The organism is uncultured Fibrobacter sp. (genome assembly GCF_947166265.1).
Taxonomy (GTDB): Bacteria; Fibrobacterota; Fibrobacteria; order Fibrobacterales; family Fibrobacteraceae; genus Fibrobacter.
In genome coordinates this window covers 131,269-144,062 of record NZ_CAMVDO010000004.1, presented here as the reverse complement: position 1 = coordinate 144,062, position 12,794 = coordinate 131,269, and the positions used below count along the sequence as shown (strand labels likewise).

Sequence of the window (12,794 nt, the reverse complement as noted above, 5' to 3'; positions counted from 1 at the left end):
ATGGCTAAAGGACAGGTCGGGGTTTATTTTTTCAGGAAGAAAGGTTTGGTGTGTTATCCTGAGCGAAGACACGAAGTGTCTAAGTCGAAGGATCTTAAGCTTCGCAAGTTCGCTGGTCGGAGTGTAGCACCGAGCTTGTCGAAGTGTCGGATGAGTTGCTTAAAGCCTAGTCGCTAGAGGATTCGCCTTAAGCATCTTCTTCGACGCTCACAGTCTCGCTGTCGTCAGCTTCGATGGAATCACCTTCGTTCAGCTTGAACAGTTCCACGTCCTTCATGCTTTCGCGGATCTTCTGTTCGATTTCGTTGCAGAGTTCCGTGTTGTCCTTCAGGAACAGGCGGGTGTTTTCACGACCCTGGCCGATGCGTTCGTTGTTGTAGCTGAACCAGGAACCGCTCTTCTGAATAATGTCGAGTTCGGTAGCGAGGTCGAGGATAGAAGCTTCGCGGGAAATGCCGCAACCGTAAAGGATGTCGAATTCGCACTGGGTAAACGGTGCTGCAACCTTGTTCTTGACCACCTTGACGCGGGTGCGGTTACCGATGACTTCTTCGCCGTCCTTGATGGCGGCAATGCGGCGGATGTCGATACGCTGCGTGGCGTAGAACTTCAGGGCGTTACCGCCGGTAGTCGTTTCGGGGTTGCCGAACATGACGCCGATCTTCATACGCAGCTGGTTGATGAACAGCATGCAGGTGTTGGACTTCGAGAGAATGCCGGTGAGCTTACGCAGGGCCTGGCTCATGAGGCGGGCCTGCAGACCGACGTGATTGTCGCCCATTTCGCCGTTGATTTCTGCCTGCGGAACGAGGGCTGCCACGGAGTCGATGACGATGATGTCGATGGCGCCGGAACGTACGAGGGTTTCGGCGATGTCGAGGGCCTGTTCACCGGTGTCCGGCTGGGAAACGAGCAAGGATTCGATATCGACTCCGAGCTTGCGGGCGTAGACGGCGTCAAAAGCGTGTTCTGCGTCGATAAAGGCTGCGACACCTCCGAGCTTCTGGGCTTCGGCAATGGCGTGCAGGGTAAGGGTCGTCTTACCGGAAGATTCGGGTCCGTAGATTTCGATGATACGGCCGCGGGGGAAACCTCCCACGCCGAGAGCCATGTCGAGCTGGATGCATCCGGTCGGAATCACGGGGATATCTTCGACAGGCTGCTGGCCGAGTGCCATAATGGAACCTTTACCATAATTCTTTTCAATCTGGGCGATGGCGGCTTCTACTGCCTTGGCCTTGTCTGCGGAAAGGTTGCTAGTCGGGGTTGTTGTTTTTTTAGCCATATTGGACTCCATTTTGTTTTTTCGTTTTTAAATATAACAATTAGTGTTCACTTGTGCAAGTGCTTTTTTGGTTATTCAGCAAAAAAAGTAGCTTGCTCAATACACTATACACGCTTTTTTCGCGCACTTCAGTGCGATTTCCTGCGAAAATTTTACAAAAAACTTCATTTTGCAAACTATTGGTGACAGCTATCCACACTGTACCCACAGGTTTGCCGGGTTCGGCGCCGCCGGGGCCTGCAATTCCGGAGGTGGCGATTGCCCACTCGCAACCGAACTTTTGGCGAGCACCTTCGGCCATGTTCAGGACGGTTTCGGCGGAAACGGCGCCTTTTTCTTCGAGAATGGCATGGGGAACGCCAAGAACGTGTTCCTTGATTTCGTTCTGGTAGGCGACAACGCCTCCGGCGAATACGGCGGAACTGCCTGCGATATCGACAATGTGGCTTGCCACGAGGCCGCCCGTCAAGGATTCGGCGGTGGAAAGCATCTCGCCGCGATCCAAAAGAGCCTTCTGAATGGCGATTGCCAATTCGTGGGTCTTTTCACGGATGGTTTCGATGCTTGCGCAGCGTTCGATTTCATCGAGTTCGGTTTTGGAGTTGATTGTCGTTTTGCGTACCATGTTTTTCCCTTTGACATTACCAAATATACATAAAAAATGTGTCATAAAATGACATAGAATCCAATTTGCTGAAAAAAATATAAAAAATCCTGTTCCATGAAGGTGCTTTACTCCGACCTCATACCTAATCCCTAACCACCAAACACTAACCACTTCAGCTAGAGATCCTTCGACTACACTTTGTTCCGCTCAGGATGACATACTCCTAACCACCGTCAACTTCCTCTTTTTCTATATTTATAGTATGAAAAGAATCGCCGTGTTTGCCGGGTCGTTCGATCCGTTTACCTTGGGACATCTGGATGTCGTGGAACGTGCCTGCGCGCTGTTTGACGAAGTTTATGTCCTGCTGGCGGTGAATGCATCCAAAAAATATTTGCTTTCGGAATCGGCTAAGGTCGAAATTGTAAAGAAGGCCGTTGAAAAAATTCCGAACGTAAAGGTTGAATCTTTTGGCGGGTTGACCGTAGATTTTATGAAACGTGTCGGGGCGAAATATCTGGTGCGTGGAATCCGTAATGGCGCCGATGTGGAATACGAACAGACGGTTGCCTGGAATAACAAGGTGCTTTACCCGGAATGTGAAACGGTTTTCCTGTCGAGCTCCCCTGAACACTTGATGGTGTCGAGCACCGTGGTGCGTGAACTTTTGAAAGTCGGCGTTGCGAAAAATGCGGAAGGAAAGGAAATCCTCGCTAAATACGTCCCTGCCGATGTAATCCCCTTACTAATTGCCTATGACTTTAACTAGAGATAATTTCGACTTCGTTCACGTCGGCCCTTCGGCAGGCTCAGGGACCTTACAGCTCATCCCACCCTGGATCCCGTCGGTCGCTGTGCTCCCTCCAGGACGACAGCTGAAAAAACTGATTCCTGAAACCTAACTACTAACCACTGTCTACTTCCTATGAGACCCTTCCGTTTTTTACCTAAAGTCCTTCGGGTGCTGCTGATTAGCAACGCGGTCGTTTTCGGCCTTGCGTTTATTGGTGGCAAGATTCTCGGGCTGCACCTGAATTTGCCTGGCCTCGGTTATGGCAGCATTGCCGAATACATTGCCTACTTTGGTGCCTTCTGGCCGTTTGCCCCGGAGCAGGCGTGGCGCTTTGTCACCTATATGTTCGTGCATGTGGATTTCTGGCATTTCCTCTTTAACATGCTGATGCTCTGGATGTTCGGTAGCGAAGTTGCCGATATGATGGGGCCGAAACATTTTACGGGAATGTATTTCTTCTGCGGAATTTTTGCCGCAGTGTTCAGCCTAGTCATGTTCTGGCTTGGCATGACGAATAGCCCGATTATTGGTGCGTCCGGTGCGCTCATGGGAATTTTCGTGGCGTACTACAAGTTCTTTCCGAACCGGATGCTTCTGATGTTCTTCTTTTTCCCGATGAAAATCAAGTACGCGATGTGGTTCATGGTCGCGGTCGATGTGTTCATGGCTCATTCCGGGGACGGCGTGGCGCACCTCGCTCATTTGGGCGGTGTCGTGGGCGGGTTCCTCTATATGCATTTCTATGAACGCGGCTTTGGTAACATTGGCAAGGCTTTCGAAAAATTCCGCGGCCCCAAGTTTACGGTGCATCCGGGTGGAAAGTCTGCCGATGAAACTCGCGAACGTTCGGCGGAATCGAATTCCGATACGAATGCTATCGAAGGTGAAGTTTTTTATGTGGATGAAAACAAGCGGATGGATGAAATCCTGAAAAAAGTCAACCGCGATGGAATCAATTCGCTGAACGAGTCCGAACGTCAATTTCTATTACAGGCGAGCGAAAAGTTGCGCCGCCGCAGAGGAGGCTTCTAATGAAGAAAGTTTTAGGTATGGGCGCAGCCCTTGTTGATATTTTGGCTAACGTAGATGATGCCTGGATTGCAGCTCAGGGCGTGCAGAAGGGTGGCATGAACATGGTGGACTGGCCGCAGATGGAAAAGTTCCTGGGGGCGCTCGATAAGCCCCTTCGCGTGCCGGGTGGTTCTACCTGCAATACCATGGTGGGCCTTTCTCGCCTCGGTGGCAAGGCCGCCTTTATTTCGAAGATTGGCGATGACGAACTCGGTAAGCTTTTCCAGGAACACCTGAAGAATAACGGCGTGGAATCGAAGCTCGGTCTTTCGGATGCCGCTACGGGTTGTGTTTTTTCTGCCGTGACTCCCGATGCACAGCGTTCCATGTGGACCTACCTCGGTGCTTCTGATTTCCTTTCGAGCGAAGACTTTGTGCCGGCCCTTTACGATGGCGTGGGTCTGTTGTATGCTGAAGGCTACCGTGCCTTCAACGCCGATTGCTTCAAGAAGTCGTTCACCTTGGCCCGTAGCCTCGGTGTAGAAACCGCTCTCGATTTTAGCAGCTTTGGCGTGGTTGATGCTTGCCGCAAGACTTTCGACGAACTCTTTGAGGGCAAGATGATCGACATCATTATCGCAAACGAAGACGAAGCTTTTGCCTATGCCGGTGTCAAGGAAGATGCCGCTCTCGATGTGCTTGCGAAGAAGGCGAAGGTCGCTGTTGTGAAAATCGGCAAGCGCGGTGCCCTGATTGCAAAGGATGGCAAGGTGGTGCATGTGCAGGCGGGCCCTGCCAAGGCAATCGATACGACGGGTGCTGGTGACCTGTGGGCATCGGGTTTCCTGTATGGCTATATGAATGGCTGGGATATGGAACGTTCGGGTAACCTCGGTAGTGCTGTCTCGAACGAGGTGGTGCAGGTGATGGGTGCCCAGATTCCTGAAGACGGCTGGAAGCGCATTCTTGCCGTAAGAGGATAAAATAAAAAGGAGAATCAAAATGTTCAAAAAAATCTCTTTAGTCGTTTTGGCTGCAATGGCTTTTTCCTTTGCAGACGAAACGTACATCCGCAATATCTGCGATTCTTTGCCGACATCGAAAACACCGCAGGTGAATCTGAAGCTTGCCTATATTGAAGAAACGCTTTGGTATGGTTCGAAGGATTTCAAGGAGGCGGATTCGGTAAAGACGGTTCGCCATAAGGATTTCAATTCGGTAAAGCCCCTGTTTGCGGGCGCGAATCTGAAAATTCAGGATTCCATTACGGCAACCTGCAGCGCTTTGAGCGGTCTTGATTATCGTTTTGGCGAATGGAGTTCTTCTAAAAAAGCCTGGGGCTCGGTTTTGGAAACGGGTTACAGTTCGCTGATTATGGATGTGAACATCAACCAGCTTCCCGGTCTTGATCCGTCTAATTCGTACAACGTCTTGGCGATCAGGAAGGGTGAATTCCCGGATGAACTTTCGTTCTCGTCGAAAGAGCTGATGGTGTCCAGAACGTTCGAATTCAATTTTGAAACCTGGAACGCTCTTGCCTTGTATAAGGAGAACGTGCCCGACGGAGATAACGTTATCATCAACACTTACACGGCGATGTCTAATCGCCTTGATTCCGCTGAAGTGGTTGCGGCGGTGATCAAGGCTTTGGGTATTCCTGATACGGTGTCCAAGGTGCAGGTTCAGGTTCTCCGTAGCGTCTTGATGGATGTCAATAAGATTGAAATTGAATCGAGTTCTTCGGAAGCCGAAGAAAGCAGCAGTTCTGAGGAATCTACGGCTATCGGCAGGGTAGAAATGGCTCCGCGTATTTTTGGGGAGTCTCGCGAGATTCGCAGACTTGACGGTTCCAGGGTGAAAGCCGGTGAACCCCTTGTGCCCGGAGTTTACTACGTGAAGGGGCTAGATGGCCGCTGGAAAAAGCAGGTCGAATTACCGAGGTAAATTAAAAGTTCGGAATTCGGATTTCGAAATTCGAAAATAACAATTAAGAATGAATAATGTTTTTAACGGCATTATTCATTTTTTATTTTTCATTATTCATTGTGTTTTGTATATTTGAATTATGATGCGTTTGTTTAGGATTCTTGTACTTTCTCTTGCATTCTGTGGTTCGGTCGCTTTGGCCGAAGATGTTGTAGAGCCTTCTCAGACTTCGACTGCGGAAACGGAGTTGAAACAGGAAATCGCCCTACGCGATAGTGTAATGCAGGTGCAAAATGACGCCTGTACTCTTGAAAAGGATTCCTTGCGCGCCGTTATTGATTCCGAAAAGGCGAAAAGCGAAAACTGGGAAAAAAGCTACAATACGGTCAAGAAAGATAACGAAATGTGCGCTCAGGCCCTGAGTGTCTCGATTGGCGTAAACGAAAAGAAAAAAGAAAATGACGATAAAGACCGCAGGGCCGCTGCGATGATGACGTCGTCTTCTTTTTTGGGGGGCATTGGAATCGGCCTCCTGATTATGTGGCTTATCATGAAGTAACCGACACGTTGAGGTGTAGATGAATAAATTTGCGCTGTGTGGAAGCCTGCTTTTGTTTGCGGGCTTTTGTTTTGCTAAAAATGCCGTGCAGGCAGGGCCTTTCCAGTGGGGGAGTGTGCTTGCGCCCCTTTCGAGTATCTCTATAAAAACGGCTGAAATTTCGGCGTTCATGCCCGAAAAAAATATGCTGTTTGTGGTCGGAGATGAAAAAGTTGTAGAAATTATAGACTTGAAAAACCCGGGCCTCCCGAAAAAAATTGCAGAAAAGGCGATTCCGGGGAACGCCTCTAGCGTGACGGTTTACGGTGATTTGGTAGCGGTCTCGATGCTCGAAGATGAGGAATGGAAGGATGGGCAGGTGCAGGTGATGCGCTATGCCGATAGCCTTGAGGTTCTTGGGCTCTACAAGGTGTGTAGCCAGCCGGATATGATTAAGTTTACGCCTGACGGAAAAAATTTGCTGGTGGCCTGCGAAGGGTCGCCGAGTAAGGACTTTTCCGAAGATCCCGAAGGCGGTGTCGCGATTTTGTCGGTGCCTAAAACGGATGCCGAATTGTGGAAAAACGCCGAACTCACGGTCGCTCGATTCAATCATCTTGATTCTGCAAAATTGATGGCCGCTGGAGTTCGCGCTCCTGGAACGCAGGGCTTTGTGAAGTCGCTGGAACCGGAATACATCACGGTATCCGACGATTCTAAATTGGCGTGGGTGAGCTTGCAAGAAAACAACGCCATTGCGGTATTGGATGTTGCCGCAAAGAAAGTGACGAAGGTGTTCCCGCTCGGATTTGTGGACCACTCCAGGGCCGGTTTTGCGATTGACGCGGTGAGCGATGGAAAGATTGATATCAAGAATTATTACCCGTTGCGAGGCTTAAGGCAGCCCGATGGTATAGCGTCGTTTACGGCGGGGGATAGGCATTTCGTGTTGACGGCAAATGAAGGTGCCCCTGTGAATGATTACGAGGGTTGGACTGACGCTGTGGCGTTGCCGGAACTCGTGAAACAGGGCCGTTTAGACGAAGCCGTTTTTACGGAATCGATGACGGCTCAGTTGAAGGATCTTACGGTTAGCTCGCTGGAACGTTGCGATGTAGGAAAGTACAGAACCCATAATGGCAAATGCCCTTATGCCTATACGTTCGGCACCCGTTCGATAAGCGTTTTCGATGGCGAAACGGGTAAACTCCTCTGGGATTCCGGTGAAATGTTTGAACGTGCCTTGGCAAAAATTGCCCCGGATTATTTCAATTGGAATTCCAAGAAAGGCAAAGTCAAGATGGACAAGCGCAGTTCCGATAAAGGGTGCGAACCGGAAAATGTGACGGTGGGTGAAGTGGGCGCGCGTCGCTATGCGTTTGCGGGCCTCGAACGTTCGAGCGGTGTCGCCGTTTTCGATATTACGGAACCTAAAGCACCTAAGTTAATTGATTTCTATTTGGATCCGCTAGATAGGGGCCCCGAAGGAATCCTGTTTATTCCGGCCGATAAAAGCCCGCTTGCCGACCAGGCGCTCCTTGTTGTTGGCTACGAGTACAGCAAAACCCTGACGATCTATACGGTAAAGTGACGTCATCCTGAACCCTCGAAGAGGGGGCTGGTATAAGGTCCCTGAGCCTGCCGAAGGGCTGAAACAAAGGGGTGAGGTGAACGGAGTCGATGGATCTCTAGGCTCAAATAACTTGCTCTGGCCACGGATGTTTCGGATAGCGGCCTCGGAGTTCCTTTCGCACTTCGGCGTAGGTATTCTGCCAGAATCCCGTTAAATCCCATGTCTTTTGAATGGTGCGGAAGTTCGGTGCCAGAATATCGTAGCGCACCTTGAGCTTGCCGTCTGCAATCTTGTGTTCGCCGCGGAGCTGCATCAAGTCTTCGATGCGGGCAGAAATTTCGACGAGAACACCTTCGATGCTTTGTACGGATTTTCCGTCGTCGGTTACGGCAACTTCTTGGTAGCTGTAACGGGCGCGTTTGCCGTTCGGGAGCATGTAATGGTCGGGGAATGTTTTCCCGAGCCACTGCAGCATGGACTTGCCAAAGTAATCTTCGACGATGTTTCTGTAACGGTCTTCGTTAATGTCGCGGAGCAGGAATTTTCCGCTAGCGAATTCGTCGAAGATGAGTTCCATATCTTCTTCGTTGAATTCGGGGAGCCCGTATTCGGGGTAGAGCTTGGCGGCAAGGCGCATCTTGATAAGCTGCGTCTGTACCGATTCGGTCAGAAATTTTCCGCTCCAGTTTTCTTTCTCGATTTTTTCGCGCCAGGCATCGACGGTGAGTTTCTTGAGTTCTTCGAGAATCTTTGGGGATGCTTCTTGCGTGAGGATTTCTTTGCGAGAAAGTTCCGTGGTGGTACCATCGGCGTTTTCGGATTCGTTGATTTCTACACCGATGAATCGTTCTTGTCCACTGCGCCACAGGAGCTCGTAGCGGGTCTTGGCTTCTTCATCGCCGAGCATCTCTTGTGAAATGGGGGCGTAAAGGTTGACCTTGAGTTCCGACTTGGTGGTGCCGGTGCGTAGCATGCTGAGGGCAAGAATGGCGTAAGGCTGCTCCGTAACCTGCAGGCGAATCACATTTTGGTTTGCGAGCTTGTATGCGTTGCCGCTCGGTGTGGCGAGCCTGTCGGGGAATGCCTTGAGCAACTGTTTGCAGGTGAATGATTGCGCTCCCTGCGCGTCGCTTGTCGCTCCCGTGCCTGCGGATAGCGCGTCCCTGTAATCACGCAGCTGCCTTAGCGTGAAAGAGACTTCTCTAGGTGCATTTACGGCTTTCGATAACGTGTCGCTTGCTAACGTCAGAATGTCGTAGGCGACTTTTGACTTTTGCAGGAATTCGGTGCCGGAGTGAATCCAGGCGAGTGCGGCAAGGAGCATGTCGGGGAGGTCAGTCTTGCTTTGGGCCGATGCGAGGAGCAGCGCGAGGGGAATGTTCGAAATCGGTGTGCGGATAGCCTTGAGTCCGAGTGTGGTGATGGAACCATCTTGGAGCATTCCGAATTTTTCGAGGAGAGCTGTCGCCGTCTTTTCGCGTACTTCCGGAATCGCCGTGGGGAGTGTTATTCGATCCCTCGACTTCGGTCCCTTCGTCCCTTCGGCAGGCTCAGGGACCTTGCACGGTTGGTGAGCTTGTCGAACCACAGTGCTGGCAGGGATAGGGTCCATGGATTCTAGCGCCGCTTTTTGCAGCAACAGTTCCGACGGTTCTATCTGCAGTACCTCGGGTACGATTCCCGTAGGCATGCGTTTTTCGCTTTCTTCGCTCCATAGGCGAATGGCACAGCCATTCTGCGTACGTCCGCTACGTCCGCTGCGCTGAATGGCGTTCTGCATCGAAATCGGGAGTGTGCGCAGTACATTCACCTTTTCGCTGTCGTCATACAAACTCACGCGTTCTATGCCGCTGTCTACGACGCCTGTCACGTTCGGCACGGTGATGGAGGTCTCGGCGATGTTCGTGGTGAAAATGACGCGGGGGCGTTCGGTAACTTCGAAGATGCGGTCTTGTGTTTCGCGGTCTTGCCCGCCGTAGAGTTCCAGGAATTCGGCACAGTTGTTGCCTAAGGCTTCGGCGGCGGCGGTGTGGCAACGTGCGATTTCTGCTTTGCCCGGTAGGAACACCAGCGTCGTCTGCCAGATGTTGTTGCGGTACAGTGTGCGGAGCGCCCGCACCACTTCGACATCAAGTCCGACGCCCGAAACAAGCGATGTTCCCGTGGCCGGAGTCTGGTTGATAATCTGGACGGGGTAGAGCGGGTGGCCGAGGCTTAAACATTTGACGCCGAGAACCGTTTCGAGTTCTTCGCGGTTCAGCGCCGCTGACATCACTGCGATACGTGGCCGTTCGGCTCTATTGTTACTAAAGCAATGTGATGTCGCCTCACTCTCGCCTCCACGACCAGCTTCCGCTTGGTCGCTCTGGCTCACACGTGGGCTTTGATACCCAGATCCTTCGCCTTTCGGCCCTTCGGCAGGCTCAGGGACCTTACTCGGTTGGTGAGCTTGTCTCTCGTCTGTAGCGAGCTTGCGAGCGTCCTCTCGTCTAAAGAACGCAAACAGCAGGTCCATGTCGGCCTTGCGTTCGTGGTATTCGTCGAACACAATCCAGTCGGCATCAAGCTTGCCATGCAGCAGTTCTTGCAGAAAGTTTCCGTAGGTTTGGAAAAGAATTCGCGTGTCTGCGCTTTTGCAACTGTCTTGCCTAAACTGGTAGCCGACGGTCTTGCCACAGCTTTCTCCGTGGAGCTTTGCCGAAAATTGCGCAAGCGCGAGTGCCGCAATGCGGCGGGGCTGCAGTACGACGACGCGGCCCTTGCTGTGCTTGCTTAAAAAGTAGGGGATAAATAGCGACTTGCCCGAGCCGGTCGGTGCTTCTATCAATAAATTGCGAGAAGCCGCGATTGCGGCTTCCAGTTTACCTTCTTCTTCTGCGAGGGCTAAATCTTTGTAATTCATATTGAGGCGTGAGGTCGCTCCCCTAATGGGTCGCTTTGAGGTGTGAGTCCGGTTTCTTGAAAGAAACCTTTGGGTTTAATAATTGCACCTTCGGTGCTTTTGCTCAGAGCGAATGAAATGAGCGGCCTCATAGCTCAGAGGCGCTTTGCGCCGTGCTCGCTACTACCTTGGGAATTTCAGCTTTTCGCCGGTGGCAATGTCGTTGTAGGGTTTCTTGCCTTCGTGGAACTTCTGGTTGATGACCAGGTTGTCGATACGGCGGCGGAGTCCCTGTTCGGTCTTGCAGAAGAAATAGGCGACCTTGTTGGTGCCGGGCACCAGGAACATGGCAAGCTTGTACTTCTGAGAAACGGCGCGGCGGAAGAACTTGAGGTCTTCTTTTTTCGGAACCACGAGGTGCGAACCTTCCTTGACTTCGCAAATCATGTCGGCATCGGCCAAAAGGGCACGGGACTTTTGCTTGAGGGCGGCAAAGTTGGGTTCGGTGTTTTTCTTGATGGTTTCAAGGCTGAATGCACCACCGCCTTCCTTGAGTGCTTTGCGGACGCCGCGGAATGCGAATACGCCGAGCACGATCAGGACAAGGGCTACAATGAAAGGCCAATAGTTGGCGAGAAAATCTAACATAAATACCTCGGGGTGTTTTAGACGGTCGCAAATATAGAAAAATTAGATTCCGTAGCAGCGATTCGTGTTTGCGCGGCAGACCTTGTAAAGTTCCTCAACGGAGGTTTGCTTTGTTTGGGCGAGTGCTTTTACAATATATGGAATGTAGCCGGAATGGCAGGGCTTTCCGCGGTAAGGAATCGGGGACATGTAGGGGGAGTCTGTTTCAAGCAGAATCTGGTCTAGGGGTACCAGGGCGGCTGCATCGCGAACATTCTGGGCGTTCTTGAAGGTTATGATTCCCGTAAAACCTACAAAAATGTTTGCCCCGCGGTTCCCGAGTTCGAGAATTTGTTCGCAAAATTCAGGTGAACCCGTAAAGCAGTGGACATGGACGTTTTTCCTGTTCAGGTCTGCGTTGCGAAGGACGGCGAGGGCGTCTTCGTCGGCTTCGCGCAGGTGCAAGACCAAAGGCTTGTTGGATTCGATTCCGATTTTGAGGTGACGCTCGAATAAGACAAGTTGCTGCTCCCGGTGCTCCCTGTCGTAGTGGTAGTCCAGCCCGAATTCCCCACAGGCGATACATTTGGGGTGCTTGAGGTATTCGACAAGGCGCGCCTCGTCTTCAGCGGTTTCTGTAAGGACGTATTCTGGGTGGATTCCGTAAGCGGTGTAGACGTTTGGGTATTTTTCGGAAAGTTCCTTGCCGCGTTCAAAATCAGCCGGGTCGCATGCCACGTGAATAAAGGCCTCGGGCAATGTAACGTTTTCGTCGGGGTCGTGGGCAAGGCGGGCTAAAAGCGAATCAAAAGATTCGTTCGCGTGATGCTCGTAGGAATCAATATGGCAATGAGTATCGATGAACATGGGGTCTTGAGGTCGTGCCTACGGCACTTTGGGGTATGAGCATGGCTCTTCGAGCCTTTGAGGTGCATGGCATTGTATAAAAAATAACAAGCTTTTCATGATTAGTTATTCTCAAAGCGAGTGGAACGAACGACCTCATTCCTCAAAGCGACCGTAGGGAGCGCGCTCATACCTAGTACTTGACTTCTACAATTTCGTAAGTGATCAACCCTTTCGGAGCCTGTACTTGCACCTGGTCGCCGGTCTTTTTTCCCATCAGGGCTTCCCCGACGGGGGATTTCATGCTGATGCGTCCTTGCAACGGGTCGATTTCTTTTTCACCGACGATACTGTAGGTGCGTTCGCGCTTGGTCTTTACATCTTTCATTTTGATGGTGGCGCCGAAGCGGATGGTGCCATCGTCGCTTGCCTGCGATTCCACGACCTGCGCTCCGTCAAGGATGCGGTCTAGTTCACGGAGCCTTCGGTCAATTTCGCGGACGCGCATGCGCCCGTAGGTGTATGCGGCGTTTTCGCTGCGGTCACCTTCGGCGGCAGCGGCTTGCACTTGGTTAATCATGGCGGGGCGTTCCACGTATTTAAGGTGTTCCCATTCCGCCTTGAATTTTTCGAAGCCTTCTTTGGAAATCAGATGTTTCATGGAATTAAATTTAGAAAAAATAGTGTTTTTTGCTAAATTTTTTATT

12 protein-coding genes are annotated in these 12,794 nt (G+C 51.3%); 6 read left to right on the top strand and 6 right to left on the bottom strand.

Annotated elements, in window-relative coordinates; translation table 11 throughout:
- Positions 1 to 187 precede the first annotated feature (187 nt).
- Both recA and Q0W37_RS03850 read right to left on the bottom strand, forming a co-directional pair.
- Positions 188 to 1,285, bottom strand: a complete 1,098-nt coding sequence (gene recA / locus Q0W37_RS03855) for a recombinase RecA (RefSeq protein WP_297698943.1) — start codon at positions 1,283 to 1,285, stop codon at positions 188 to 190.
- 40 nt (positions 1,286 to 1,325) lie between these two features.
- Positions 1,326 to 1,910 carry a CinA family protein gene (locus Q0W37_RS03850; RefSeq protein WP_297698941.1) on the bottom strand — a complete coding sequence of 195 codons (585 nt, stop codon included), beginning with the start codon at positions 1,908 to 1,910 and terminating at the stop codon, positions 1,326 to 1,328.
- A 244-nt stretch (positions 1,911 to 2,154) separates the two neighbouring features.
- Between Q0W37_RS03850 and coaD the strand changes: the two genes are divergently transcribed.
- The 6 genes from coaD to Q0W37_RS03820 all read left to right on the top strand — a co-directional run bounded on the left by coaD (position 2,155) and on the right by Q0W37_RS03820 (position 7,751).
- On the top strand, positions 2,155 to 2,661 hold the full coding sequence (gene coaD / locus Q0W37_RS03845) for a pantetheine-phosphate adenylyltransferase (protein WP_297698939.1): 507 nt from the start codon (positions 2,155 to 2,157) through the stop codon (positions 2,659 to 2,661).
- 156 nt (positions 2,662 to 2,817) lie between these two features.
- A complete protein-coding gene (locus tag Q0W37_RS03840) occupies positions 2,818 to 3,717 on the top strand; it encodes a rhomboid family intramembrane serine protease (protein WP_297698937.1) in 900 nt (299 codons plus the stop codon).
- Positions 3,717 to 4,679, top strand: coding sequence for an adenosine kinase (locus tag Q0W37_RS03835; protein ID WP_297698935.1), 963 nt, complete (start codon positions 3,717 to 3,719; stop codon positions 4,677 to 4,679). The genes Q0W37_RS03840 and Q0W37_RS03835 overlap by 1 nt, the downstream gene beginning before the upstream one ends.
- 19 nt (positions 4,680 to 4,698) lie before the next feature.
- Entirely contained in the window at positions 4,699 to 5,640 is a 942-nt protein-coding gene (locus Q0W37_RS03830; RefSeq protein ID WP_297698933.1) for a hypothetical protein, read from the top strand.
- A 121-nt stretch (positions 5,641 to 5,761) separates the two neighbouring features.
- Entirely contained in the window at positions 5,762 to 6,181 is a 420-nt protein-coding gene (locus Q0W37_RS03825; protein ID WP_297698931.1) for a hypothetical protein, read from the top strand.
- 19 nt (positions 6,182 to 6,200) lie between these two features.
- Complete coding sequence (locus Q0W37_RS03820) at positions 6,201 to 7,751, top strand: choice-of-anchor I family protein (RefSeq protein WP_297698929.1); 1,551 nt, start codon at positions 6,201 to 6,203, stop codon at positions 7,749 to 7,751.
- Positions 7,752 to 7,854: 103 nt separating this feature from the next.
- Here the strand turns inward: Q0W37_RS03820 and Q0W37_RS03815 are convergent, their stop codons facing one another.
- From Q0W37_RS03815 to greA, 4 genes are all read right to left on the bottom strand, one after another.
- A complete protein-coding gene (locus Q0W37_RS03815; protein WP_297698928.1) occupies positions 7,855 to 10,635 on the bottom strand; it encodes an ATP-dependent helicase C-terminal domain-containing protein in 2,781 nt (926 codons plus the stop codon).
- Between the two features lie 162 nt (positions 10,636 to 10,797).
- On the bottom strand, positions 10,798 to 11,262 hold the full coding sequence (locus Q0W37_RS03810) for a hypothetical protein (protein ID WP_297698926.1): 465 nt from the start codon (positions 11,260 to 11,262) through the stop codon (positions 10,798 to 10,800).
- Between the two features lie 42 nt (positions 11,263 to 11,304).
- Complete coding sequence (locus tag Q0W37_RS03805) at positions 11,305 to 12,108, bottom strand: TatD family hydrolase (RefSeq protein ID WP_297698924.1); 804 nt, start codon at positions 12,106 to 12,108, stop codon at positions 11,305 to 11,307.
- Between the two features lie 172 nt (positions 12,109 to 12,280).
- Positions 12,281 to 12,748, bottom strand: coding sequence for a transcription elongation factor GreA (gene greA, locus Q0W37_RS03800; RefSeq protein ID WP_297698922.1), 468 nt, complete (start codon positions 12,746 to 12,748; stop codon positions 12,281 to 12,283).
- Positions 12,749 to 12,794 lie beyond the last annotated feature (46 nt).